Source organism: Burkholderia sp. MSMB1826, from assembly GCF_001526325.1.
Classification (GTDB): Bacteria; Pseudomonadota; Gammaproteobacteria; order Burkholderiales; family Burkholderiaceae; genus Burkholderia.
The window spans coordinates 1-26,034 of record NZ_LOYN01000014.1 but is presented as its reverse complement, the minus strand read 5'-3'; the positions used below and the strand labels follow the sequence as shown (position 1 = coordinate 26,034).

The 26,034-nt window shown below is 66.8% G+C and carries 22 protein-coding genes; 5 read left to right on the top strand and 17 right to left on the bottom strand.

What is annotated here, in order from left to right; genetic code table 11:
* Positions 1–3: 3 nt before the first annotated feature.
* Positions 4–933 carry a LysR family transcriptional regulator gene (locus WS95_RS06825; protein WP_059822941.1) on the top strand — a complete coding sequence of 310 codons (930 nt, stop codon included), beginning with the start codon at positions 4–6 and terminating at the stop codon, positions 931–933.
* 186 nt (positions 934–1,119) lie between these two features.
* On the opposite strand, the gene WS95_RS06820 is transcribed toward WS95_RS06825, so the two are convergent.
* The 7 genes from WS95_RS06820 to WS95_RS06790 form a co-directional block, all read right to left on the bottom strand.
* Positions 1,120–1,947 (bottom strand): OmpW/AlkL family protein, encoded by an 828-nt coding sequence (locus WS95_RS06820; protein WP_059503357.1) that lies wholly within the window; start codon positions 1,945–1,947, stop codon positions 1,120–1,122.
* A gap of 18 nt (positions 1,948–1,965) precedes the next feature.
* Positions 1,966–3,207, bottom strand: coding sequence for a DUF2957 domain-containing protein (locus WS95_RS06815; protein ID WP_059503359.1), 1,242 nt, complete (start codon positions 3,205–3,207; stop codon positions 1,966–1,968).
* Between the two features lie 142 nt (positions 3,208–3,349).
* A complete protein-coding gene (locus WS95_RS06810) occupies positions 3,350–4,777 on the bottom strand; it encodes a DUF2957 domain-containing protein (RefSeq protein WP_059822939.1) in 1,428 nt (475 codons plus the stop codon).
* Positions 4,778–5,212: 435 nt separating this feature from the next.
* Positions 5,213–6,163, bottom strand: a complete 951-nt coding sequence (gene argC / locus WS95_RS06805) for an N-acetyl-gamma-glutamyl-phosphate reductase (RefSeq protein WP_059822938.1) — start codon at positions 6,161–6,163, stop codon at positions 5,213–5,215.
* Between the two features lie 176 nt (positions 6,164–6,339).
* Positions 6,340–6,912, bottom strand: coding sequence for a flavodoxin family protein (locus tag WS95_RS06800; protein WP_027783284.1), 573 nt, complete (start codon positions 6,910–6,912; stop codon positions 6,340–6,342).
* A gap of 214 nt (positions 6,913–7,126) precedes the next feature.
* Complete coding sequence (locus tag WS95_RS06795) at positions 7,127–7,723, bottom strand: YbhB/YbcL family Raf kinase inhibitor-like protein (protein ID WP_034209533.1); 597 nt, start codon at positions 7,721–7,723, stop codon at positions 7,127–7,129.
* Between the two features lie 240 nt (positions 7,724–7,963).
* A complete protein-coding gene (locus WS95_RS06790) occupies positions 7,964–8,650 on the bottom strand; it encodes an orotate phosphoribosyltransferase (RefSeq protein ID WP_011546659.1) in 687 nt (228 codons plus the stop codon).
* 459 nt (positions 8,651–9,109) lie between these two features.
* Here WS95_RS06790 and WS95_RS06785 point away from each other — a divergent pair, with 459 nt between their 5' ends.
* Positions 9,110–11,380, top strand: a complete 2,271-nt coding sequence (locus tag WS95_RS06785) for an NADP-dependent malic enzyme (RefSeq protein ID WP_059780353.1) — start codon at positions 9,110–9,112, stop codon at positions 11,378–11,380.
* A 148-nt stretch (positions 11,381–11,528) separates the two neighbouring features.
* Here the strand turns inward: WS95_RS06785 and WS95_RS06780 are convergent, their stop codons facing one another.
* Positions 11,529–15,119 (bottom strand): indolepyruvate ferredoxin oxidoreductase family protein, encoded by a 3,591-nt coding sequence (locus WS95_RS06780; protein ID WP_059780352.1) that lies wholly within the window; start codon positions 15,117–15,119, stop codon positions 11,529–11,531.
* 329 nt (positions 15,120–15,448) lie between these two features.
* Between WS95_RS06780 and WS95_RS06775 the strand changes: the two genes are divergently transcribed.
* Positions 15,449–15,643, top strand: a complete 195-nt coding sequence (locus WS95_RS06775; RefSeq protein WP_034209530.1) for a hypothetical protein — start codon at positions 15,449–15,451, stop codon at positions 15,641–15,643.
* A gap of 135 nt (positions 15,644–15,778) precedes the next feature.
* On the opposite strand, the gene hppD is transcribed toward WS95_RS06775, so the two are convergent.
* Positions 15,779–16,876, bottom strand: a complete 1,098-nt coding sequence (gene hppD, locus WS95_RS06770) for a 4-hydroxyphenylpyruvate dioxygenase (protein WP_059780351.1) — start codon at positions 16,874–16,876, stop codon at positions 15,779–15,781.
* A gap of 215 nt (positions 16,877–17,091) precedes the next feature.
* On the opposite strand from hppD, the gene WS95_RS06765 reads away from it, so the two are divergent.
* Positions 17,092–17,616, top strand: a complete 525-nt coding sequence (locus WS95_RS06765) for an Lrp/AsnC family transcriptional regulator (protein ID WP_059790400.1) — start codon at positions 17,092–17,094, stop codon at positions 17,614–17,616.
* Positions 17,617–17,673: 57 nt separating this feature from the next.
* Here WS95_RS06765 and WS95_RS06760 read toward each other — a convergent pair whose 3' ends face one another.
* From WS95_RS06760 to paaA, 8 genes are all read right to left on the bottom strand, one after another.
* On the bottom strand, positions 17,674–18,321 hold the full coding sequence (locus WS95_RS06760; protein WP_034209527.1) for a GNAT family N-acetyltransferase: 648 nt from the start codon (positions 18,319–18,321) through the stop codon (positions 17,674–17,676).
* A gap of 233 nt (positions 18,322–18,554) precedes the next feature.
* Positions 18,555–19,160 carry a TetR/AcrR family transcriptional regulator gene (locus WS95_RS06755; RefSeq protein WP_006482923.1) on the bottom strand — a complete coding sequence of 202 codons (606 nt, stop codon included), beginning with the start codon at positions 19,158–19,160 and terminating at the stop codon, positions 18,555–18,557.
* 16 nt (positions 19,161–19,176) lie between these two features.
* On the bottom strand, positions 19,177–19,998 hold the full coding sequence (locus tag WS95_RS06750; protein WP_034209526.1) for a DUF1835 domain-containing protein: 822 nt from the start codon (positions 19,996–19,998) through the stop codon (positions 19,177–19,179).
* A gap of 412 nt (positions 19,999–20,410) precedes the next feature.
* Positions 20,411–21,499 (bottom strand): 1,2-phenylacetyl-CoA epoxidase subunit PaaE, encoded by a 1,089-nt coding sequence (gene paaE, locus WS95_RS06745; protein ID WP_034209525.1) that lies wholly within the window; start codon positions 21,497–21,499, stop codon positions 20,411–20,413.
* A 2-nt stretch (positions 21,500–21,501) separates the two neighbouring features.
* A complete protein-coding gene (gene paaD, locus WS95_RS06740; protein WP_034209524.1) occupies positions 21,502–22,056 on the bottom strand; it encodes a 1,2-phenylacetyl-CoA epoxidase subunit PaaD in 555 nt (184 codons plus the stop codon).
* Positions 22,057–22,081: 25 nt separating this feature from the next.
* On the bottom strand, positions 22,082–22,885 hold the full coding sequence (paaC, locus tag WS95_RS06735) for a 1,2-phenylacetyl-CoA epoxidase subunit PaaC (RefSeq protein WP_059780348.1): 804 nt from the start codon (positions 22,883–22,885) through the stop codon (positions 22,082–22,084).
* A 10-nt stretch (positions 22,886–22,895) separates the two neighbouring features.
* Complete coding sequence (gene paaB / locus WS95_RS06730) at positions 22,896–23,180, bottom strand: 1,2-phenylacetyl-CoA epoxidase subunit PaaB (RefSeq protein ID WP_034188015.1); 285 nt, start codon at positions 23,178–23,180, stop codon at positions 22,896–22,898.
* 36 nt (positions 23,181–23,216) lie between these two features.
* A complete protein-coding gene (paaA, locus tag WS95_RS06725) occupies positions 23,217–24,215 on the bottom strand; it encodes a 1,2-phenylacetyl-CoA epoxidase subunit PaaA (protein ID WP_059822936.1) in 999 nt (332 codons plus the stop codon).
* Between the two features lie 201 nt (positions 24,216–24,416).
* Between paaA and WS95_RS06720 the strand changes: the two genes are divergently transcribed.
* A complete protein-coding gene (locus WS95_RS06720) occupies positions 24,417–25,682 on the top strand; it encodes an SGNH/GDSL hydrolase family protein (protein ID WP_059822934.1) in 1,266 nt (421 codons plus the stop codon).
* Positions 25,683–26,034 lie beyond the last annotated feature (352 nt).

The following is a 26,034-nucleotide window of genomic DNA, read 5'->3' as shown; positions in this document are numbered from 1 at the left end:
GTTTTGAATACGCGTGATCTCCAGGCGTTCGTCGCGGTCGTCGACAGCGGGTCGATGGTCGCCGCGGCCGCGAAGCTTCATCTGACGCAGCCGGGCCTGACGCGGCGCGTGCAGAACCTTGAATCGCTGCTCGGCGTGCCGTTGCTCGAACGGCAGAGCAAGCCGCTGAAGCCGACCGCGGCCGGGCGCGACGTCTACGCGCTCGCGCGCAATGTGCTCGGCGCGGTCGACGAGCTGATGGCGGCGGGCGCGCCGGACGACGAGCCGTCGGGCGAGCTGCGCATCGGCGTGCCGCCGTTTCTGTCCGAGCTCGCGTTGGAGCGGCCGATCGATCGGCTGCGCGACGCGTTCCCGCGCCTCACGCTGCGCGTGACGGCCGGCTGGTCGCCCGCGCTGGTGCAGGGCATCGAGCGCGGCGCGCTCGACGTCGCCACCGTGATGGTGCCGGCGAGCGCGGCGCTACCGGACGCGTTGACGGCGACGCTCATCGCCACGCAGCCGACGGTGCTCGTCGCCGCGCGCGATTTCCCGCTGCCGGCGGGCCCGCTGTCGCTCGACACGCTGTCGGGTTTTCCGTGGGTGCTGAGCCAGGACGGCTGCGGGATGCGTTCGGCGCTGAGCCGGGCGCTCGGCGCGGCCGGGCTGCCGTTCGACGTCGCGGTCGAGGCATTCGGCTCGGAGTTGCAGTTGTCGCTCGTCGCGCGCGGCGCCGGCATCGGGATCGCTGCGCCGAACGCGCTGGCGCGTAGCGCGCATCGCGATGCGCTGAGGGTGGTGGAAACGACGGGGCTGGAAACGGCGATCAACGTGTGGATCGTGCACGGCACGTTGCCGGGCCGGCTGGTGCGGCCGGTCGCGCTGTTGCGCGACGCGCTGGGCGAGGTCCTCGAACGGGAGAACGAGAGGGGGTCAGGTGCCGTAACGGCGAACTAGAGGCCGCGTTCGAGGGAAAATCCTTATTTTCTCTACGGAAATGTTGCATTGCGGAAACCGATTCGCTATAGTTGCACCTGTCTCCTCCATGTCTCCTCTGATATGGATTCAGCCCGCCACTTAGGCGGGCTTTTTTTTTTGCCTGCGATTGTGTCGCGGCGCTCCATTTGCCGGCCCTCGCCGCGCTCAGAACTTGTAGGTCATCCCGACGTAGCTGATGATCGGGTCCGCCTTCAGGTCCGATTTCGATTCGGCGAGCACCGAGCCGTCGGCCGCCTTGATCGTCACCGTCGACGTCGTCTTCAGCGGGATGTAGGTCACCGACGCGACCAGCCCGAAGTGTTCGGTCAGGTTGTACTGCAGGCCCGCGTTGAACACCGGCTGCCACGACGACGACGCCTTCGCTTCCACCGACGTCGTCCCCGGCTTGCCCGCGCCCGCCGCGAGGATCGCACCGAGGTTGTCCTGCGTCTGCTTGATGAAGTTCGTGTTGAGCTGCAGGTCGCTGAACCAGTTGTACGACACGCCGAGGCCGAGGAACGGCCGGAACTTCGCGGTGGCCTGCCCGAAGTAGTACTGCAGGATCACCGCCGGGCTCCACTGCCGCACGCTCTTCACGATCGGGTTGACCGATCCCAGCCCGATGTTCTGCGTGCCGAGCGCGCCGGCAGGTCCGGGCGGCTTGATCGTCCCCTGGCCCGACACCTTGAACACCGGCGGCACGCCCGCCACCGACGTGACCGCGATGTGGTCGGTCAGGAAGTGGCTGACCGTCAGGCCGACGGTGTCGGCGCCGCTCGTGTGCAGCCCCGTGCCCGGCGACGTGAACGACGGCGGCAGCCGCAGCGGCGTGTTGATCGGCGTCGGCGCGACGTTGGTCGTCATCGGCGTGCTGCTCTGCTGCGGCATGATGTGGAACCAGCCCAGCGTGACGACGTTGCTGCCGGCGCTCTGCGCGTGCGCCGCGAGCGGCGCGGCGGCGGCCGCCGCCGCGCAGAGAAGGGTTTTCTTCATCACGGCTTCTCCCTCCGCTTACTGGACGAATGCGCCGATCGTGAAATACGGCGTCGATCCCGCGTTGTCGAGGAAACCGAACACGCCACCCGTGAAGATGAACTTGCCGGTCGGCGACGTGCTGCCCGAACCCGTGTGGATCGTCGTGACCGTGCCCGGCACCTTCTGCGTGTAGTCGAGGTCGAGCGCGGTCGCGAGCGACGCCTGCGACGGCTGGAACGGGTCGAGCAGCGTGGCCTGCTTGTCGATCAGCGCGGTGGTTCGGTAATCGAACTGGCTGTCGACGCCGATGTACTCGCCGTTCTGCGAGCCGGCCGCCACGGCCGTCTGCGGCGCGAGGATCGAGATGCTCGATTCGTCGTCGGCGGTCAGGCCCGGCACGCCGTTGCTGTCGGGCGTCGGGTTCGGGTTCGCGACCCCCGTGCGCACGAGGATCGGCACGAGCTGGTTGCGCAGCTTGCCGACGATCATGAAGCCCTTGCCCTGCGGCGTGGCCGACAGCGTCGGCTTCAACTGGCTCGCGTAGTTGTTCGACTGGAACGCGCCGCTGCCGTCGGCCGACTGCACGAAGTTCGTGCCCTGCTGCGCGCATGCGCCGCCGGCGAACTGGCCGGTCGTGTCGCACTTGGTCCACGTGCCGTCCGCGTTGATCGTCACCTTCGCGTCGATCGACGCCGGCGCGAATTTCTGCGACGGCACTTCGCCGAAGCCGATGTGGCTGTACGTGCCCGCGACCTTCGTGATGTCGGTCTCGATCGACGAGAAGCCGATGAACGGGTAGTACGGGAATTTCGTGTCGGGCACCGCGGCCTGGCCGAGCACGCCGTCGAACTGGATCTCCTTGCCGGGAATCGTGCCGCCCGCGACGCCGAAGCCGACGAAGATGCGCGCCGGACGCGACGCATCGAGGCTCGCGCCGTTCAGACGGAACGCGCACTGGTTCAGCTTGTTGGTCGGCAACAGCGTTTCCTGCGTGAGCGTGCCGCTGTCGACGGTGCCCGCACGGGTCGGCACGACGGTACCGGTCTTTTGCGGCACCGGCGATTCGACATAGGTGACCTGCCAGGTCATCTTGGTCGTGTCGAGCTGGACCTTCGCGAGTTCGCCGCTGCCCGCGCCGCCCGTAAACACGGTGTTGTAATCGAGCGTGGCAGGGCAAAGCCGCTCTTCGACGAGCGGCGGCGGATTGTCGCTGCCGCCGCCGCATGCGGAAAGAAGGGGGGCGGCAAGGGCCGCCGCCAGAATGAGGTTGCGCTTCATGTTGCTCCTCCAGATTTGTCTTGTGCGGCGGCCAGCTCCCTGTCGGCCGCTTCTGTCGTGTACTCGTCCTGCCGACGCCGAGCCGAGCGCCTTCGTGCCTTCCCTGCGCGCGGCGGCGGGCCGGCCGCCGCGCCCTCGATCGCTACTTGCTGATCTGCGCGCCCACGCCGAAGTACGGGGTCGACGATGTCGTCGAATTCGCCGACGTCGACGTGACGCCGCCGTTCACCGTGCCCTGGATCAGCGCCGCGTACAGCCCGCCCGTCGCGATCACGACGCCCGATGCGGACGGGTAGTTCGTGCCGGGCGGCGGCTTCGGTGTCGTCGTCGCGTTCAGCAGGCCCGGCGTCGTCTGGCCGTAGTCGAGCGTGAAGCCGTCTTCCTCGGCCTGCGTGGACGGGTTGATGAACGACGCGTTACTGCCGCGGATCAGCGCGGCCGTGTACTTGAAGTTCGAGTCCGCGCCCGCGTAGCCGCCGTCGATCGCGCCCGACGTGATCGCCGTCGCCGCGCCGAGCACCGCGATGCCCGATTCGTCGTCGACCTGCGCGTCGAGGTGCAGCGGCGGCGTGCCGAGGTTCACGTTGCCCGTGCGCACGATCACCGGCACCGTCGCGCCGTTGAGCTGGCCGATCACCATGTGCGCGGTCGCCGACTTGCCGGTCGCGCCGACGATCGGCAGTTGCGTCTGCGGCAGCGTCTGCGGCGCCTTCGTGCTGTCGAAGTAGTCGCCCTTCGCGCTCGTCTTCCACGGATCGCCGGTCGTCTGGCAGCCGCCCGAACCGCTCGACGTGCACGCGCCGTTCGCATCGAACGTCTCGCTCGAATTCGAGCCCTTCGTCGCGTAGTTGCCCGACGGCACGAGGTGGTAGAGCAGCGCGTTGTACGTGCCCGGCAGTTTCGAGAGGTCGGTCGTCGTGTTCGCGAAGCCGAGGAACGGATAGAAGTCGAAGTGACGGTTCGGCACCTGGCCGACGTTCTGCACGACGCCCGGGATGATCGTCAGCCCGTCGTACTGGATCGTCGCGCCGGGAATGCCGCCGCCCGCCACGCCCATGCCGACCAGCAGCATCGGCGGGTTCGCCTGGTTGAAGTCGGCGGCCGTCGAGTAGGTCGAGCCGTCCGGCGCGGGGCCGGTGCCCGGCGTGAGGACGAACGCGCAGCGCGTCTGCTCGGCGGTCGGCAGCGTGCCGGTCGGCGGGTGGACGACCTTGCCGGTGATGGTCGTGCCGACGCGGCTCGGCGTGACGGTGCCCGTCTTCAGCGGAATCGGCGATTCGAGCCACGTGAGCGTGTACGTCATCGCGACCGCGTCGATGTTGACGCTGACGATCTCGCCGCTCCCTGCGCCGCCGAGATACGTGCTCTTCACGATATCCGCGTTGGCCGGGCAGAGTGCGCCGTTGATGGGCTGCGAAGGCGGCGGCCCTTGCGTGCCGCAGCTCGAGCCGGAACATTGGGGCGCATTGATCGGCGCGAGCGCGCCACCGGAGTCCCCCCCACCACATGCAACCAGGAAAGGGGCAATGGCAAAGGCCGTTGCCACCCCCTTCGATAAGGCGTGCGACATGCCGCTGTCTCCAATCGTTTAATTGTGCGAGCTAATGTCGCCGCCTGGATTTTTGCTGTCAATTGATGAACCCGTCTAAAAAAGGCGATTGAAACGGGATCTGCGATTTGAATCCTTGCCCGATAAGGCAATTGGTAAGAATTTAAACGCGAGACGGACTGTCGAAAGCTGCCGCGGTGGGGGATGCGCGACGCCCGGCGCGCTCTCGCAGCGCCTTCCTGCGTATAACGGCAGCGTTTAAATCGACGGTATCCGGTTTATCCCTATTCGGGATTGACTGGATAAGGAGGCAGGCTGGTTTAATTCACTGGTAATCGCGCAATGGAAAGCTTGTAAATATTTGTAAATGCGCGGCCCGGTGTTTTTGTATATTGCCTGATACGAGTAAATAAAAAGCCGGCCAGTGGCCGGCTTTGCGTCGCGTGCGATGCTGAATCAGCGTTTGAGGCCCGCGTCCTCGGCCGCGCCGATGTTGAGGTTCATGCACTGGATCGCGGCGCCCGATGCGCCCTTGCCGAGGTTGTCGAGGCGCGCGACCGTGACGAAGCGCTCCGCGTTGCCGAACACGAACAGGTCGACGCGGTTCGTGTCGTTGTTCGCCTGCACGTCGAAGAAGCCGCTGTCGAGGTTCGCCTCCGCGTCGAACGGTGCGACGCGCACGAACGCTTCGTCCGAGTAGTACTCGGCGAACACGCGCTGCACGTCCTGCGGCGTCGCGCGCTTCGCGAGCTGCTCGGGCGTGAAGTAGGTCGTCACCGCGAGGCCCTTCAGGAAGGGGCCGACGATCGGCGTGAAGATCGGCGCGTTCGCGAGGCCGGTATGCGCGGCCATTTCCGGCAGGTGCTTGTGAGCGAGGCCGAGCGCGTACGGGCGCGGGCTCGCGAGCTTGCCGCCCGGCGCGGCGCTTTCGTATTCGGCGATCATCGACTTGCCGCCGCCGCTGTAGCCGGTGATCGAGTAGCTGTGCGCGGCGAACGTCGGCGCGACGATGCCCGCATCGACGAGCGGACGCATCGCGAGCACGAACGCCGATGCGTGGCAGCCGGGCACCGCGATGCGCTTCGACGTGCGAATCTTCTCGCGCTGCGCGCGGGTCAGTTCGGGCAGGCCGTAGGCCCAGTCGGCGTGGGTGCGGAACGCGGTGCTCGCGTCGATCAGCGTGGTGTTCGGATTCTCGACGAGCGATGCGGATTCGCGCGACGCGACATCCGGCAGGCACAGGAACGTGACGTCCGACGCGTTGATCAGGCGGCGGCGCTCGTCGACGTCCTTGCGCTTCGCTTCATCGATGCGCAGGATCTCGATGTCGCTGCGTGCCGACAGGTATTCGAAGATCTTGAGGCCTGTCGTGCCTTCCTGGCCGTCGACAAAAACTTTGGTGCTCATTTCGCTCTCACTGAATGAAACGGGAGCCGCGGCGCCCTGAAACCGCCATTTTAAGACGTCATCCGGCGGCACTGCACCGCACGGGGCGAAAAAAGACGGCCCGCGGGCCGTCTTGTGTCCCTTCGACGCGGCCCGCGCCGCGTCGCCGCGCGAACGGCGGCGGCGCCCGGGTGCGCTCAGCGGCCGCCGGCCACCCAGCGCGCCGTCGCGTCGGCGACGCGCCGGCCGAACGCTTTCGCGGTGTCGAGGTCGCCGGGCAGCGGGCCCTCGTCGGGCGTCGCGTCCGCCGGCGACTGCGCGAGCAGGCCCGTGAAGCCGCCGACGTAGTTGATGTCGTTGCGCGTGGCCGCCTTCGAGTTGGCCGGCATCATGCCCGTGCCGACCCACACCATCCCATGTTGCATCGCCAGCGTGACGAAATACTGAATCGTCGAGAACTTGTCGCCGTTCATCGTCGCCGAATTCGTGAAACCCGCGGCGATCTTGTCCTTCCATTTCTGCGTAAACCACGGTTTCGACGTGGCATCGGCGAACTGCTTGAACTGCGCGGACGGGCCGCCCATGTAGGTCGGCGCGCCGAAGACGATCGCGTCCGCCGCGTCGAGCGCGGCCCAGCCCGCGTCGTCGAGCTCGCCGACGGCGATGAGGCGTGCGGTGGCGCCGGCATCCTGCGCACCCGCGTGCACGGCCTCGGCCAGTTTCTGCGTGTGACCGTAGCCGCTGTGATAGACGATGACGATGTTCGACATGAAGCGTTCTCCGGAAAGGGATGGGAACGGCGGACCGCAGGCTCGCCGCGTCGCGCGCCGCACTCGGTCGGCGCGACGGATGCGCGGCGGGGCGCCGCGACCGGTGCTGCCGAGTCTAGCAAGCCGAAATGACGGGAAAAAGCGCGCACGCCGCGCACTGAAATTCGCCGGCGCGGGCAATCGTGCCGCGCGACGGGCGGCGGCGCGCGAGTGCCTACTGTCCGTAAGTGACCGTGAGTTGCGCGGCGCCGATCGCGAGCGTGCCGATCTCGTGTTCGAACATCGGCGCGGGGCGGCCCTGCGAGATGCGCAGGTCGGTGCCTTTCAGCGCGTAGACGGTGATCACGTAGCGATGAGGCTTGCCGGGCGGCGGGCACGGGCCGCCGTAGCCGTCGATCCCGAAATCGTTGCGCGCCTCGCTCGCGCCGATGCGGCGCAGGAAGCCGGATGCGCTCGCGTCGGCCGGCAGGCTCGTGACGGTCGCGGGGATGCCCGCGACGGCCCAGTGCCACCAGCCGTGCCCAGGCGCGTCGGGATCGAAGATCGTGACCGCGTAGCCGCGCGTGCCGGGCGGCGGGTTGTGCCACGCGAGTTGCGGCGAGCGGTTCGCGCCCTTGCAGTCGCCGCGGTCGAACACGTTCGCGGCCCGCACGCGGGCGCCGGGCGTCAGGTCGTCGCTCGTCACGGTGAACGGGCCTTCCGCATGCGCGGGCAGCACCGCGAAAACGGCGGCGTACAGGAGGGCGGGGAGGCGGAGCGGAGACGGGCGACCCGATGGCGCAGGCGGAGTGATCCGGCGATCCACACGCATATGGCGCTTCTCCCGTCACGTGGGCCGGGCCGAGGCTCCCGGCATTGTTGGCGTTGTGTGTTGCCCGCGCCGCCGATGGCGGCGATGGATCAAGTCTAGCATTAGGGTTCGATGAGCGACGCACGCCGGCGAGCGCGATTGCGGTCGGTCAGCGCGCCGGCCGACGGACGAAAAAAAACCGCCTGCGATGAAGCAGGCGGCTGTCTCGGCCAGTGCGCCGGCACGCATGCCGGCGTGGCGTCATTCCTTCGGCGCCGTCGCGCCGCCGTGCGCGGCCGACCACTCGGCCGGTGCGTGCAGGAATTTCTCGACTTCGTCGAGCGTCTTCGTCTCGAAGTAGCCCGAGGCCTTCGCGACGCGCAGCACGTCCCACCACGTGGCGAGCGCATGCAGGTCGACGTCGATGTCCTTCAGGACCGACACGCTTTCCTTGAAGATGTCGTAGTGGAACAGCACGAAGCAGTGGTTCACCGTCGCGCCGGCGGTGCGCAGCGCGTTGACGAAGTTGATCTTGCTGCGACTGTCGGTCGTCAGGTCTTCCACCAGCAGCACGCGCGAGCCCTCCTCGAGATGGCCTTCGATCTGCGCATTGCGGCCGAAACCCTTCGGCTTTTTGCGCACGTACTGCATCGGCACCATCATCCGGTCCGCGATCCAGGCCGCGAACGGGATGCCGGCCGTCTCGCCGCCCGCCACCGCGTCGATCTGCTCGAAGCCGATGTCGCGCGTGATCGTCGTTTCCGCCATTTCCATCAGCGCACGGCGCACGCGCGGATACGAGATCAGCTTGCGGCAGTCGATGTAGACGGGGCTTGCCCAGCCGGACGTGAAGATGAACGGTTTTTCGGCATTGAAGTGCACCGCCTGCACTTCGAGCAGGATTTTGGCGGTCGTATCCGAGATCGACTGACGATCGTAGCCTGTCATGGGCATTCCTTGGGTGATGAGCGAGGAGCGGGCGCGGGCCCGGTGGCGCAGCAAGGGAACCCGCCCGGGGGGCCGGGGCGCGATCGGCGGACCGATCGCATCGCTGCGCGCGTAGCCGGCTATTTTACCCGATTCAGGTCGGTTTTCGGCGGAATTCGCGCGGGTTCGCGATGTCGCTCACCACCGGCGAAACAAATGGGGCGCGACCGTCCCGATGCTGATGCCGGGGATGCGGCGGTGCACCAACAGAGGTCATTTAGGGGGTGTACACTAGGCGACCCTTGGAAATCGTTCAGTACTTTGTACTTTCCTCTTGCCATCCGCCAAGGTTCGATGGCGCGCCGATCCGGCGCGTCGCGGGCCGTCTCGCAGTCGACCATCCCCTCGATTCAAGCAGACGCGGCCGAAGGTGCTGTGTACTGAATCGTCACAATTTCGCATGTCTCTCGCAGGTCAATCATGGACGAACAACTGAAGCAGGCCGCTCTCGCTTATCACCTGAACCCGAAACCCGGCAAGATTTCGGTCACCCCGACCAAGCCGCTGTCGAACCAGCTCGATCTGTCGCTCGCGTATTCGCCGGGCGTCGCCGCCGCGTGCGAGGCGATCCACGCCGATCCGCTCGACGCGCAGAAGTACACGTCGCGCGGCAACCTCGTCGGCGTCATCACGAACGGCACGGCCGTGCTCGGTCTCGGCAACATCGGCCCGCTCGCCGCGAAGCCGGTGATGGAAGGCAAGGGCTGCCTCTTCAAGAAATTCGCGGGCATCGACGTGTTCGACATCGAACTGTCGGAGTCCGACCCCGACAAGCTCGTCGAGGCGATCGCGATGCTCGAGCCGACGCTCGGCGGCATCAACCTCGAGGACATCAAGGCACCGGAATGCTTCTACATCGAGCAGAAGCTGCGCGAGCGCATGAAGATCCCCGTCTTCCACGACGACCAGCACGGCACCGCGATCATCGCGTCGGCCGCGATCCTGAACGGCCTGAAGGTCGTCGGCAAGAAGCTGTCGGAAGTGAAGCTCGTGTGCTCGGGCGCGGGCGCCGCGGCGATCGCGTGTCTGGACCTGCTGGTGAACCTCGGCCTCACGAAGTCGAACATCCTCGTCGCCGATTCGAAGGGCGTGATCTACGAAGGGCGCGGCAACCTCGATCCGTCGAAGCAGCGCTATGCGGCGAACACCGACGCACGCACGCTCGCCGACGCGATCGTCGGCGCGGACGTGTTCCTCGGCTGCTCGAGCGCGGGCGTGCTGAAGCAGGACATGGTCAAGACGATGGGCGATCGCCCGCTGATCCTGGCGCTCGCGAACCCGGAACCGGAAATCCGCCCGGAAGACGCGAAGGCCGTGCGCCCGGACGCGATCGTCGCGACCGGCCGTTCGGACTACCCGAACCAGGTCAACAACGTGCTGTGCTTCCCGTTCATCTTCCGCGGCGCGCTCGACGTCGGCGCGACGACGATCACCGAAGAAATGAAGCTCGCGTGCGTGCGCGCGATCGCCGAGCTGGCCGAGGAAACCGACCAGAGCGAGGAAGTCGCGAAGGCGTATGAAGGCCATTCGCTCGAATTCGGCCCTGAATACCTGATTCCGAAGCCGTTCGATCCGCGCCTGATCATCAAGATCGCGCCGGCCGTCGCGCAGGCTGCGATGGATTCGGGTGTCGCTACGCGCCCGATCCAGGACATGGACGCCTACCGCGAGCAGCTCGGCGCGACCGTCTACCGCACCGGCATGGTGATGCGCCCGGTGTTCGCGACCGCGAAGCAGAAGGAAGCCCGCATCGTGTTCGCCGAGGGCGAGGACGAGCGCGTGCTGCGTGCCGCGCAGTTCGTGCTGCTGGAAAAGATCGCGAAGCCGATCATCATCGGCCGTCCGTCGGTCGTCGACATGCGTCTCGCGAAGATCGGTTCGAAGCTGAAGGCCGGCACCGATTTCGAAATCGTCGATCCGGAAGACGATGCGCGCTACCACCGCTATTGGCAGGCGTATCAGGAGATCGGGGCGCGCGACGGCGTGACGCCGGAAGTCGCGAAGGCCGCGATGCGCAAGTTCAACACGCTGATCGGCGCGATGCTGGTGCACCTGGGCGATGCGGACGGGATGATCTGCGGGATGATCGACACGTTCCACAGCCACCTGAAGTTCATCGAGCAGGTGCTGGGCCGTGCGAAGGGCGCCGAGCACTTCGCCGCGATGAACCTGCTGATGCTGCCGGGCCGCAACCTGTTCCTGTGCGACACGTACGTGAACGAGCAGCCGAGCGCCGACCAGCTCGCCGACATGACGATCCAGGCCGCGGCCGAGATCGAGCGCTTCGGCATCGCGCCGAAGGCCGCGCTGCTGTCGAACTCGAACTTCGGCAGCGCGCCGTCGGCGTCGTCGCGCCGGATGGCCGAGGCCCGCAAGCTGATCGTCGAACGTGCGCCGAACCTCGAAGTCGACGGCGAAATGCACGGCGACGCCGCGCTGTCGGAAATGATCCGCAAGCAGGCGTTCCCGGGCACGACGCTGTCGGGCGAAGCGAACCTGCTGATCATGCCGAACGTCGAAGCTGCGAACATCGCGTACAACCTGCTGAAGATGGTCGGCGGCGAAGGCGTGACGGTCGGCCCGTTCCTGCTCGGCGCGGCGAAGCCGGTCCACATCCTGACGCCGGCCGCGACCGTGCGCCGGATCATCAACATGACGGCCGTTGCCGCCGCGAACGCGAACACGAAGTAAGTCCACGCCCGCGGGTGCCGCGCGTCAGGCGCGGCGCAATGAAAAACGCCACGGAACCTGCGTTCCGTGGCGTTTTTTTTCGTGTGAACCGTAAAGGGCGGCGCGGACGAGGCGTTCCGACCGCGAACGCGTCGCCCGCCGCGTACCGTTACGCGACCTGCTGGTGCGACTCGCCGCCTGCCGGCGAACGCCACTTCGCGAGCAGCGTGTGCCACTTCTGGCGCACCGCGCGCAGGTTGTTCTCCTTCACGTGACCGTAGCCTCGAATGCCGTCCGGCAGCGCCGCGAGCTCGAGCGCGAGCGGGCGGTTGGCCGCGTTCAACCTGGCCAGCACCTCGTCGATCAGCGCTTCGTACTCGCCGATCAGCGCGCGCTCGGTGCGGCGCTCCGCGGTGCGGCCGAACGGATCGAGCCCCGTGCCGCGCAGGAACTTCGCCTTCGCCAGCAGCCGGAACGCCGTCATCATCCACGGGCCGTACGCCTTCTTCACGAGATGGCCGTGCGCATCCGTCTTCGCGAACAGCGGCGGCGCGAGGTGGAATTTCAGCTTCCAGTCGCCTTCGAACTGCGCGGTCAGGCGCGCGAGGAACGCAGGATCGGACTGCAGCCGCGCGACCTCGTATTCGTCCTTGTACGCCATCAGCTTGAACAGGTTGCGCGCGACCGCTTCGGTCAGCGGTTCCTGCACGGTGTCGCCGTCCGCCAGCGCGCGCTCGGTGGCACGCACCTTGTCGACGAATGCCGCATAACGCGACGCGTACGCGGCGTTCTGGTAGGCGGTGAGGAATGCCACGCGCTTCGCGATCAGCGCGTCGACCGCCTTCTTCGTGTGCAGCGAGATCACCGTGGCGCCTTGCGCGGGGCGGGCGTCGCCGGCCGCGGCCTGCTTCACGCTGGCCAGGTCGTACGCGGCGCGGCGGCCCCAGTCGAACGCCGCGCGGTTCTTCTCGACCGATACCGCGTTCAACTCGATCGCGCGTTCGAGCGACGCGAGCGTCAGCGGCAGCCAGCCCTTCTGCCAGGCGTAGCCGAGCACGAACGGGTTCGTGTAGATCGCGTCGCCGAGCAGCGCGACCGCGAAGCGGTTCGCGTCGATGAAGTCGACGGCGTCACCCGCCGCCGCGCGAATGTCGTTCTCGGCGGACACGCCGGGGAATGCCCAGTTCGGGTTCTTGATGAACTCGGCGGTCGGCGTCTGCGCACTGTTGACGACGACCCGCGTCGCGTCGTGCCGCATCCGCGACGTGCACTCGTCGCCGGCCGTGACGATCGCGTCGCAGCCGATCACGAGATCGGCTTCGCCCATCGCGATCCGCGTGGCATGGATGTCGGTCGGCGCGTGCGAGATCTGCACGTGGCTCATCACGGCGCCGCCTTTCTGCGCGAGGCCGGTGACGTCGAGCACGGTCACGCCCTTGTTCTCCAGGTGCGCGGCCATGCCGAGCAGCGCGCCGATCGTGACGACGCCCGTGCCGCCCACGCCGGTGACGAGCACGCCGTACGCGCGCTCGATGTCCGGCAGCGTCGGCTCGGGGATCGGCGGCAATGCGCTGCCGTCGACCGACACGGCCTTCGGCTTCTTCAACTGGCCGCCCTCGACCGTGACGAAGCTCGGGCAGAAGCCCTTCACGCACGAAAAGTCCTTGTTGCAGCTCGACTGGTTGATCTGGCGCTTCGTGCCGAATTCGGTTTCCAGCGGTTCGACCGACAGGCAGTTCGACTGCACCGAGCAGTCGCCGCAGCCTTCGCACACCGCTTCGTTGATCACGACGCGCTTGGCCGGGTCCGGATACGTGCCGCGTTTGCGACGGCGGCGCTTCTCGGTCGCGCAGGTCTGGTCGTAGATCAGGATCGTCGTGCCTTCGATCTCGCGCAGTTCGCGCTGCACGTCGTCGAGCCGGTCGCGGTGATGGATCGTCACGCCCGGCGCGAGCAGCGCCTTCTGGCTGTCGTACTTCTCCGGTTCGTCGGTGACGATCACGATCTTCTTCGCGCCTTCGGACGCGAGCTGATGCGTGATCTGCGGCACCGTCAGCACGCCGTCGACCGGCTGGCCGCCCGTCATCGCCACCGCGTCGTTGTAGAGGATCTTGTAGGTGATGTTCGCCTTCGACGAGATCGCCGCGCGCACCGCGAGCAGGCCCGAATGGAAATAGGTGCCGTCGCCGAGGTTCGCGAACACGTGCTTTTCGTCCGTGAACGGCGCCTGGCCGATCCACGGCACGCCTTCGCCGCCCATCTGGCTGAAGGTGCTCGTGCTGCGGTCCATCCACACGGTCATGTAGTGGCAGCCGATCCCCGCGATCGCACGCGAGCCTTCCGGCACGTTGGTCGACGTGTTGTGCGGGCAGCCCGAGCAGAACCACGGTTTGCGCTCGGTCTGCACGTGCGGCTTCGCGAGCGCCATTTCCTTCGCGTTGATCACCGCGAGCCGCGCGGCGATGCGCGCGCGCACGTCGGACGGCAATTCGAACTTCTCGAGCCGCGTCGCGATCGCCTTCGCGATGATCGCCGGCGACAGCTCGTAATGCGCGGGGAGCAGCCAGTTGCCCATCGGCACCGACCATTCGCCGCCGGCGCCATCCTTCTCGTCGAACTTGCCGAACACGCGCGGGCGTTGCGCGTCGGGCCAGTTGTACAGCTCTTCCTTGATCGCGTATTCGAGGATCTGGCGCTTTTCCTCGACGACGAGGATTTCGTCGAGCCCACGCGCGAACGCCTGCGCGCCCTGCGCTTCGAGCGGCCACACGCAGCCGACCTTGTAGAGCCGGATGCCGATCCGCGCGCAGGTTTCGTCGTCGAGGCCGAGGTCGATCAGCGCCTGGCGCACGTCGAGGTACGCCTTGCCGCCGGTCATGATCCCGAAGCGCGCATGCGGCGAGTCGATCTCGATCCGGTCGAGCTTGTTCGCGCGCACGTAGGCGAGCGCCGCGTACCACTTGTAGTCGAGCAGCCGCGCTTCCTGCACGAGCGGCGGATCGGGCCAGCGGATGTTCAGTCCGCCTTCCGGCAGGATGAAATCGGTCGGCAGCACGATCTCGGTGCGATGCGGGTCGATGTCGACCGACGCCGACGATTCGACCACGTCCGTCACGCACTTGAGCGCGACCCACAGGCCCGAATAACGGCTCATCGCCCAGCCGTGCAGGCCGAAATCGAGATATTCCTGCACGTTGGACGGAAACAGCACCGGCAGCCCGCAGGCCTTGAAGATGTGTTCGGATTGATGCGCGAGCGTCGACGATTTCGCCGCGTGATCGTCGCCGGCGAGCACCAGCACGCCGCCGTGCTGCGACGAGCCGGCCGAGTTCGCGTGCTTGAAGACGTCGCCGGTGCGATCGACGCCCGGGCCCTTGCCGTACCACATGCCGAACACGCCGTCGTATTTTGCGCCCGGGTACAGGTTCACCTGCTGCGAGCCCCACACGGCGGTGGCGGCGAGGTCTTCGTTGAGGCCGGGCTGGAAGACGATCTGGTGGGCGGCCAGGTGCTGCTTGGCTTTCCAGAGCGACAGATCGAGGCCGCCGAGCGGCGAGCCGCGGTAGCCGGATATGAAGCCGGCCGTATTGAGGCCGGCGGCGCGGTCGCGTTCCTGCTGGAGCATCGGCAGGCGCACGAGGGCCTGGATGCCGCTCATGTACGCGCGGCCGCGTTCCAGCGTGTATTTGTCGTCAAGCGTGACGGACTTCAGCGCGGCTTCTAGCGACGCGCGTTGGTCTGCGTCTAGCGGGGCATTCATTAACTGTCTCCTCCACCCGGTCTGGGATCACCAAAACTTCGGTTGCGTCGGCATCTTTTGGACGCTTCAGCAGTGGCCGGCATGTTCGCCGGTTTCAAGGGATGGTAGCACTGGGGCAAACCCGCCGCCCATCGGTCGCAACGCGGGGAAATGAGGGCGGCGCACCGCAAAACAGGGCGGGATGATGCGTTACATCATGTAAAAGCATGTAAAGCCGCGTTGATCTGCCGGCAAATGCCGTTAATCTTGTCGGCCTGCCGGAGGTGCCCGGCCGCGTCGGTTCGTTCCGACTCAGTCGGGGAGGCGCCGGCAGTTTTACAGGAGGTGCAATGAACACACGTCATATCCAGAGTTTCCTGATCGTGTCCGCCGCATTTTTCGCGATGACCGGCCCGGTGCACGCGCGCGGCGCGAGCGCACTGGCGGCAGCCGGCGCGCAGATGCGTCAGATCGTGCCGGCTCAGGACACCGCAGCACAGCCGTCGGCCGAACGTGCCGCCGAGTCGAAGGCGAACGTGCGTTGATGCGATCGCGCGGCCCGCGGGCTGCGCCGGAATGCAAAAAGGGCGGGAATCCCGGGATTCCCGCCCTTTTTCTTTGTGCCGCCGGATCGCGTGGCCGTCCCGGTTACTCGGGGCTGCCGCCGCGCGGCGGCAGCGTCAGGCCTTGTCCTGCACGACGCCGCGGCGGATCTGGTCGAGTTCGATCGATTCGAACAGCGCCTTGAAGTTGCCTTCGCCGAAGCCCTGGTTGCCCTTGCGCTGGATGATTTCGAAGAAGATCGGCCCGATCTGGTTTTCGGTGAAGATCTGCAGCAGCAGGTCGTCGCGCGCGCCGTCGATCAGGATCTTGCGCTTCTTCAGCTCGTCCAGCGATTCGCCGTGGTTCGGCACGCGGCGGTCGACCAGCTCGTAATACGTGTCGATCGTGTCGAGCAGCTTCACTTCCTTGCTGCGCAGCCCGTCGACCGCCCGGTAGATGTCGCTCGCGCCGAGCGCGATGTGCTGGATGCCTTCGCCGTGATACGCGTCGAGATATTCCTGGATCTGGCCGGCCGTATCCGAGCCTTCCTCGTTGATCGGGATGCGGATCTTGCCGCACGGCGACGTCATCGCCTTCGACTTCACGCCCGTCACCTTGCCTTCGATGTCGAAATAGCGCACTTCGCGGAAGTTGAACAGGCGTTCGTAGAACTCCGCCCATTCCTGCATGCGGCCGCGATGCACGTTGTGCGTCAGATGGTCGATGTAGGTGAGGCCGTGGCCGACCGGGTTCGGGTTCGCGCCGGGAATCGGCTCGAAGTCGACGTCGTAGATGCTGATGTCGCCGATCGCGCCCGGTTGTGCGCCGTTCTTGCCGCGCCAGCGATCGACGAAGTAGATCAACGAATCGCCGATGCCCTTGATCGCGGGGATGTTCAGCTCCATCGGGCCCGTCTTGTTGTCGAAGCCCCATGCGCCGAGCTCCAGCGCGCGCTGGTACGCCTTGGCGGCGTCCTGCACGCGGAACGCGATCGCGCAGATCGACGGGCCGTGCAGCCGCGCGAAGCGTTGCGCGAACGAATCGGGTTCGGCGTTGATGATGAAATTGATGTCGCCCTGGCGGTACACCGTCACGTCCTTGTGGCGGTGGCGCGCGATCGCGGTGAAACCCATCCGTTCGAACAGTTGTCCGAGTGCTTTCGGGTCCGGTGCCGTGTATTCGATGAATTCGAAGCCGTCGGTGCCGACGGGGTTGTCCCAGGTGGGGATCTGCATGTCGTGTCTCCTGTGCGGGGCGATCGGCCGGGGGCGGCGTGCGCGTGTCCGGCGTGGTTCGATGTCGACGGCCGCGCCGGCAGCGCGCGTGCGCGGCGAGTCGAAGCATGCGACAGAGTGTAGCGGGCGGCCGCGAGCGGAAACTTGCGAACTTAATCGCCCGAGCCTACGATGGCGCAATTTCCAGTCTCAAAATACTCATCGGAGGGCAGAAGATGGCGCAAGCTGAATTGGATGCCATCGATCGTCGAATCCTCGCGATTCTTCAGGAGAACGGGCGCCTGTCGAACCAGGAGATCGCCGAACGCGTGAACCTGTCGCCGAGCCCGTGCCTGCGGCGGATCCGGCGGCTCGAGGAAATCGGCGTGATCACGGGCTACGTCGCGCTGTTGAATCCGCAGAAGCTCGGGCTCGACCTGCTGGCCTACGTGAGCGTGCGGCTCGAAAAGCGCGGCGGCCTTGCGCCGATGCGGGCCGACGAGACGTCGGCGCGCGCGGGCGCGACCCACGCGGAACTGTTTCGCGCGGCCGTGCAGACTTGGCCGGAAGTCGTCGCGTGCCATGCGATGACGGGCGACATGGACTACCTGCTGCGTGTGCAGGTCGAGGACATGGCGCATTTCTCCCGCTTCGTGCAGGAGCATCTGCTGCATCATCCGTCGGTGATCGACGTGAAAACGAGCTTTTCGCTCGACTGCTTCAAGGAAACGACGGCGTTGCCGATTCGTTCGGTGCGCTAGCGCGGCGGGGAAGGGAGGGCGCCGGGCGCGCCGCACGCGCGGCCCGGCTGGTCGACGTCAGGCCGTCAGTGCGGCGGGCATCAGCGATTCGATGAACTTCGTCGTGCGGCGCGCCTGGCGCTTCATCGCGTAGTCGAACACCGCGGCCTGCTCCTGCAGCATCTCGGCGATGATCGTCGAGTGGTCGGCCGGCGGCAGCGACAGGTACGCATCGGCTTCGCCGTACGCGTACTCGATCCGCATCCCGGACTTCTTCGCGATGTGCATCATCGTCGCGTTACGCGACAGGCAGTGCATGTACAGCATCGTCACGTGCGTGTTGCGGCTGCGGATCGCCGCGCGCTCGAACAGCTTCGAGCCGACGCCGCGGCCGCGCGCGCTTTCGAGCACCGACACGCCGAATTCCGCCGTGCGCGTGTCGCCCTCGGCCGGCAGATAGGCCAGATGGCCGACGCCGATCAGTTCGAGGTCGTGGTCGAACACGCCGAACACGGTATCGCGACCGAAGTCGATCGTGCGGACATAGTTCTCGATGACGTGGTCGGGCACCATCTGGCCGAAGCGCAGCAGGCGGTCCTCTTCGTCGAGCGAGAGAAAGTGGGTGAGCATGTGCTCACGGTCTTTGGAAGCCAGTTCCCTGACGAGAACCGGCGCAGTACCGACCTTGCCGACAGCATCGGCACGGCCGTTGAATTGCGTGTTCATCGTGGGTTCCTCAGTGTGGGCGCACAAACGGGTTGTGCAATGCAACAGCATTTTACCCGAGCGGGGTTGGGGAAAACCCGTATTTGACAGTGTTTATGCCGAGGGGGAATTCTAAATCCGCTTAGTTCATTCTCTATCTATTTGATTTTTAACGGATATAAAATTCATCATATGAAATGCGCGACGGGCGGCCGCACTGTGCCGGCCACGCAACGCATGCTGCTGCGCGGCAATCAGGCGGCTGTCGACAGCCCGCGCTCGATCAGGTCGATCACCTGTTCGGCGAAGTCGCGATAGCCGAGGCGCCCGCCCGGCTTCAGCCACGTGAAGGTCCAGTTGATCATCCCGAACACCATCATCGTCACCGAGGTCTGGTTTTCCTTCGAGATGCGGTCCGGGTAAGCGCGCGCGAGCTGCCGCGTGAACGCCGCGACGATGTCGCGCTGGCGGTCGAGCACGATTTCGCGCTGCGCGTCCTCGAGGTACTTCACGTCGTTGAGCAGCGCGACGTGGCGGCTGTGCGACGTCTCGTATTCGGCGAGGAACGCGCGCACGAGTTCGGCGAACGCGTCGCGCTCGCTGAGGCCGCGCCGCTGGCTCGCGCCCTCGACCTCGGCGATGATCAGCATCAGCCGTTTCGTGTAGCGGTCGAGCAGGTCGAACAGGATCGCTTCCTTGCTCTCGTAATAGTGATAGAGCCGCGCCTTCGACGTGCCGCTCGCGGTCGCGAGATCGGACATCGACGTGCTCGGGTAGCTCGTTTGCGCGAATTTCTCGGCGGCCAGGTCGAGGATCTGCTCGCGCTGGGATTCGTGGTCGGGCGCTCGGGTTCGGGCCATGGTCGAATACGGAAGATTAGCGGTGCGGGGCGGCACGGACCGCGCGCACCTGCGTGGAAGAGAGGGCGTCGGGCGCGTCGTCCTGCAGCTCGAGCCGGCCGGCGACCGCCAGCTCGCGGCAACGCCACCAGGCGATCGAGTCGCTGACGAACAGCCCGCCGCGGTCGGCGGCGGCCATGATGCTGCCGACGAGGCGCCGCGCAGGCTGCCAGTCGGTTTCCGCGCGCGCGACGATCAGTGCGTCGAGATCGGCGTAGTGGCCGCTCTTGATCGTGTTGCTGACCCAATAACGCAGTTCGGCGTTCAGGTGCTTCGCTTCCTGCCATTCGAGCGCGAGGCGGCCAATGCGCAGGACCGAGACCGGCGCGGCCGCCGGCCGCTTGCGCGCCAGTTCCGCGGGCGAGAACATCCCGGTCGCGCATGCCTGGTCGGTGCGCGACAGCGACGCGCGCTGCGCGGCGTCGAGATCGGCGGCCGACAGCCGCACCTCGTTCAGGCGCTGCGGCACGTTGCGCAGGTGATAGGCGACGCGGCGCAGCAGCAGCTTGTCGCCGACGCTCGGCGCGTGCCACACGACGACCTGGCCTGTCTCCGTCGCGAGTTGGCCGAGGCGTGCGAATTCGCCTTCGATTTCCGCGTTCCAGTCGGGAATCTGGTCGCCGAGCACGTGCTGCCAGAAGGCGGCGCGCGTGTCGGGCGTCTCGTCGGCGCCCTTCAGCGGCCCGACGCCGAGATCGTCGAGCAAACCGACGACGCGCTCGTCGCGTCCGGCTTGCGCGAGGGCCTCGCGCAGCGACGCGGCGGCGGTGCCGCCCTGAATCACATGAATGGTACTCATCGGCCTGTCGTCAACAAAAGAAAACCGCCGGCGGGGCGGACGTTGAGACGTCCACCCCGCCGGCGGCCCCTAGGGTCTGTTTACATATGGAACGCACATGCGAATGCCCGAAATCGCTCGTAGGCCAAGGAGTGAGGAGCGCCGTTTGGCCGCGCCAAACAAGCGACGAACGACGCCGCCATACGGGCGATTTCGGGCATTCCCGTGACATGATTTTTTAATTTGGGGTTGCCACGAGAACGGCCGCTCGCCGTGTTGCGCTCCTTGCGAATACGTCAGTATTCGCGGCGTCGCGCGCCTCGCGAGCGGCCGTTCTCGTGGCAACGCATGCGCGTTCCATATGTAAACAGACCCTAGTGTAAGCGAGATGTGTGACGGCGAGAAACCGTCGGGCGCCGCGACGCGATGCCGCTCAACGTTCGTCGAAGCTCACGACGACCTTGTCGCTGATCGGGTGGCACTGGCACGTGAGCACGAAGCCGTCCTTCACTTCGTGGTCCTCGAGCGTGTAGTTCTTCTCCATCCGCACTTCGCCTTCGACCACCTTCGCGCGGCACGTGCAGCACACGCCGCCCTTGCACGCGTACGGCAGCGCGAGGCCGGCGCGCAGGCCCACGTCGAGCAGGCTCACGCCTTCGTACGGCAAACGCAGCTTGCGTTTCTTGCCGTCGAGCACGATTTCGAGGTCGGCGGCCGGCGTCTGGTCGGTGATCTCGACGACCGGCGCGCCGGCCTGCGGCAGCGGCGTGCCGAAGCGCTCGACGTGCACCTTCGCCTGCGGCACGCCGGCCGCCTTCAGCGCGGCTTCGGCGGCGTCCATCATCGGCGCCGGGCCGCAGATGAACGCCTCGTCGATCGCGTCGGCCGGCGTCAGCGTCGCGAGGAACTCCGCGCACTTCGCCTGATCGAGCACGCCGTTGAACAGCTCGACGTCCTGCAGGTCGTCGGACAGCACGTGATAGAGGACGAAGCGGTTCATGTAGCGGTTCTTCAGGTCCTCGAGCTCCTCCGCGAACATGATCGCGTCGACGCTGCGGTTGCCGTAGATCAGCGTGAACGTGCTGCGCGGCTCGAGTTCGAGCGTCGTCTTCACGATCGCGAGCACCGGCGTGATCCCCGAGCCGCCGGAAAACGCGACGTACTGCTTGCCGTGGTCGGCGTTCAGGTGCGTGAAGAAGCGGCCGTCCGGCGTCATCACGTCGATCGTGTGGCCGGGCTTCAGCGTGTCGAACGCGAAGTTCGAGAAGCGGCCGCCGCGCACGCGCTTGATGCCGATGCGCAGTTCGCCGTCACGGTCGTAGTCCGTCGTGCCGACGCAGATCGAATACGAGCGGCGCGTCTCCTCGCCGTCGATGTGGGTCTTCAGCGTGACGAACTGGCCCTGCGTGAAGCGGTACGCGTCGCGCAGCTCGGGCGGCACGTCGAACGAGACGGTCACGGCGTCGGCGGTCTCGGGCCGCACGTCGCGGATACGCAGCGGATGAAATTGCGGGGTCGCCATATTCAGTAGGGTTTGAAGTAGTCGAAGGGTTCGCGGCAGTCGACGCAGCGATACAGCGCCTTGCAGGCCGTGGACGCGAATTGCGCGAGACGCTCGGTGCGCGCGGAGCCGCAGCGCGGGCAGGCGGGCGCCGCGACCGGCCGCGGCACGAAGCGCACGACGTTCTCCCGCGGCGCGGCGCTGCCGCACTGGCCGGCCGGCGGCGCGATGCCGTACGCGCGCAGCTTGTCGCGCGCTTCCTGCGTGATCCAGTCGGTCGTCCACGCGGGCGCGAGCACCGTCTCGATCCGGTGCGGCGGCAGATCGGCGGCCTGCAGCGCGGCGGCGATGTCCTCGGCGATCTGCGACATCGCCGGGCAGCCCGAGTAGGTCGGCGTGATCACGACTTCGAGCCGGCCGTCGTCCGCGCGGCGGACGTCGCGCAGGATGCCGAGCTCGCGGATCGACACGACCGGGATCTCCGGGTCGGGCACGGCTTCCAGCACGTCCCACGCACGGGCGAGCAGCGGATCGTCGCGGTGCGTGGCGGGGGCGGGGGCAGCGGTCTGGGCGGACATCGTCGGGCTCCGTGGCGTGGGCCGGTTACCAGCTCGCGCCGGGGTGCTGGCGCGCGAGGCTCTGCATTTCCGCGAGCAGATAGCCCATGTGTTCCGAGTGCTCGCCCCGCTTGCCGGTCGTCACATGCTTCACCGGCGCCGGCAGCGTCAGCGTGGCCTCCGCGAGCGCGTCGTCCACGTCCGCGCGCCACGCGGCCTCGATTGCGGCCGGTGCCGGGCCGATGCCCGCGGCGGCGATCGCGTCGTCGATCGCATCGGCGGCGAAGCATTCGCGCGTGTACGGCATCAGGTAGTCGAGCGCGGCCTGCGCGCGGCGGTGCGATTCGTCGGTGCCGTCGCCGAGGCGCACGAGCCATTCGCGCGCATGCTGGACGTGATAGCGGGTTTCCTTCACCGATTTCGCGGCGATCGCAGCCAGTTGCGTGTCGGTCGACGTTTCCAGCGCGCTCCATACGTGCAGCATCAGCGCCGCGTACAGGAAGTTGCGCACGATCGTCACCGCGTAGTCCTTGTCGGCGTGCGCGGTGCCGGACACCGGGCCGTAGTGCGGCAACTCGGCGAGCGTGAAATTCGCGAACTCGCGCTCGGTGCGGAAGTACGCGTAGTCGTCCTCGGTCTTCGTCGCGCCGGTGAGCTGGCGCTCGAGTTCGGCCGCGTGCGTATACAGCATGCGCGCCTGGCCGATGAGGTCGAGGCTCATGTTGGTGAGCGCGATGTCTTCCTCGAGGATCGGGCCGTGGCCGCACCATTCGGCGTTGCGCTGACCGAGGATCAGCGCGTTGTCCGCGAGGCGCAGCACGTAGGAGAGGTGTTCGGGCGTGATCGTCATGGCGCGCGCGTTACATGTGGTTGACTTCGTCGGGCAGCGTATAGAACGTCGGGTGACGGTAGATCTTGTCGCCCGCCGGCTCGAACAGTTCGGCCTTTTCGTTCGGATCCGACGCGGTGATCGCCGACGACGGCACCACCCAGATGCTCACGCCTTCCTGGCGACGCGTGTAGACGTCGCGCGCCATGCGCAGCGCCATCGTCGCGTCGGCGGCGTGCAGGCTGCCGCAATGCTTGTGGTCGAGGCCCTGCTTGCTGCGCACGAACACTTCCCAGATCGGCCATTCCTTGTTCATCGCTTTCTCCTGATTCCTGAATTCGAGGGGCGCCGCTCAGGCGGCGTGCTGTTCGGCGCGGGCGCGGCGCTTCGCTTCGTGCGCGAGCGCAGCTTCGCGCACCCAGGCGCCGTCCTCGTGTGCTTTCACGCGAGTCGCGAGGCGCTCCTTGTTGCACGGGCCGTCGCCGTTGACCACGCGCCAGAATTCGTCCCAGTCGATCGTGCCGTAGTCGTAGTGGCCGCGCGCCTCGTTCCATTTCAGGTCGGGGTCGGGCAGCGTGACGCCGAGCACCTTCGCCTGGTCGACCGTCGCGTCGACGAATTTCTGCCGCAGATCGTCGTTCGAGATCCGCTTGATGCCCCATTTCGCGGACTGGCTGCTGTGGACCGAATCGGCGTCGCTCGGGCCGAACATCATCAGCACGGGCCACCACCAGCGGTCGACGGCTTGCTGGACCATTGCGCGCTGCGCGTCGCTACCCTTCATCATCGACAGCAGCGCATCGAAACCCTGGCGCTGGTGGAACGACTCTTCCTTGCACACGCGGATCATCGCGCGCGCGTACGGGCCGTACGTGCAGCGGCACAGCGGGATCTGGTTCATGATCGCGGCGCCGTCGACCAGCCAGCCGATCACGCCGACGTCGGCCCAGGTCGGCGTCGGATAGTTGAAGATGCTCGAGTATTTCGCCTTGCCGGCGTGCAGTGCGTCGATCAGCGCATCGCGCGATACGCCGAGCGTTTCGGCCGCGCTGTAAAGATAGAGGCCGTGGCCGGCTTCGTCCTGCACCTTCGCGAGCAGGATCGCCTTGCGCTTCAGGCTCGGCGCGCGCGAGATCCAGTTGCCTTCCGGCAGCATGCCGACGACTTCCGAATGCGCGTGCTGCGAGATCTGGCGTACCAGCGTCTTGCGATACGCGTCGGGCATCCAGTCCTGCGGTTCGATCTTGCCGTCCGCGGCCATCACCGCATCGAACCGCGCCTGCTCGGGCGACTCGGCTGCGGCGTCGAGCGGCGCGACGTTGCCGGGGATGTCGAGGGATTGCGTGTACATGGCGAAAGCTCTCGTCCGGTTGAATGTGTTGCGAAGTATAAACCAACCGACCGGTCGGTTAATAAATTTCTTGAGGATTTGCAGCGAGACTCGGGTAAACGAGGGGAATTGGGTGGAGATCAGGCGCCGCGAGTGCGGCCTCGCAAGTGAGCCTCGCGTCTTCTGCGGCACAATGCCCGCTTTCCGATGAGGATTTTGCCGATGTCATTTCGAAGCAGTTTCGCCGCGGTAGCGCTGGGCGCGGCCGTGTTCGTGTCGCCGCTTGCGGCGTCGGCCGCGCCGGCCGGTTGGGTCGCCGCGTGGGCGACCGCGCTGCAGCCGATTCCCGATCTCGCCTCCCCGCCGCCGCTCTACCGCGCCCCCGACGTGGCCGGGCGGACCGTGCGCCAGATCGTCTACCCGACCGTGTCGGGGCGGGCCGCGCGGATTCGCGTGAGCAACGCATACGGTCGTGCGCCGCTGGTCGTCGAGGCCGCGAGCCTTGCGCGCGCCGGCGAAGGGGCGGCACTGGCCGGCGGCGCGGCGGTGCCGGTGCGGTTCGGCGGCAAGGCGTCGGTGACGCTCGCACCGGGTCAGGAGCTCGAAAGCGATCCGGTGACGATCGACGTGACGGCCGCGCAGCCGTATGCGATCGATCTCCGGATGGGGCCGAACCAGCGGATGACGGTCTGGCATCGCGTGTCGAACCAGTTCAACTATGTGTCTGGGCCCGGCGATCATGTGAGCGATCCGGCCGCCGCCGCGTTCCGCACCCGTTTTACTCAATATGCGTGGGTGACCGAGCTGGCCGTCGAAGTCGGTTCCGCGCATGCCAGCGTCGCCGCGATCGGCGACTCCATCACCGATGGGCTCCGCTCCAGCGTGAACCGGAACCGTCGCTGGCCCGACGCGCTCGCGCGCCGGTTGATGGCGTCGGGCGCCGATTCGATCGGCGTCGTGAATCTCGGCATCAGCGGGAACCGGTTGCTTAGCGATTCCGCGTGCTACGGCACATCGCTGGCGTCGCGGTTCGAGCGTGACGCGCTGTCGCGCTCGGGGGTGAAGGCGGCGATCGTGCTGATCGGGATCAACGACATCAACTTCGCGGCGATGCCGCCGCGCGCGGGGCTCGACTGCGATCACCCGCATACGCAGGTGACGGCCGCGTCGTTGATCGACGGCTATCGCCGGCTGATCGAGGCGGCGCACCGACAGGGCGTGAAGGTCTTCGGCGCGACGCTCACGCCGGCGGCGTTGCCGGCCGAACGCGAAGCGATTCGGCTCGAGGTGAACCGGTGGATCCGCGGCGGCGGCGGGTTCGACGGCGTGGTGGACTTCGACGCGGTGCTGCGCGATCCGGCGCGCCCGAGCGTGCTGCAGCGCCGATACGATAGCGGCGACGGTATCCATCCGAGCGATGCGGGCTATGCGGCGATGGCCGACGCGGTGCCGATCGAGCAACTGCGGGCTGCGGCGGGCGGCAAGTGACGCGCTTCTAGCTTCTATATATAGAGAGAAAGATTGCCGACGGCCTGCGAGCCGATAGCGCGACATCGTGCGTCGCACCCTAGCCCCCGTGCGCGGTAGCGCACGGGGGCTTTTTCAATCTTTCTTCACAAAGGGCTTGCGCGGACGGGGGCGGATGCATAGAATCACGCCTCTTTCGCGCTAACGGAAACGCGGCGCGGAAGGAAGGGAAGCGGTGCTGTTGAGGTTCGGAAGTAGCGAGCCCGACGGCGCAGAAAGATGGCCCCGCAGTCGCAACGATGTAGTGCAGAAAGTTGTTGACGAGCTGCGAAACACGGTTCATAATCTCGCTTCTCTGCTGCTGAAAACGCAG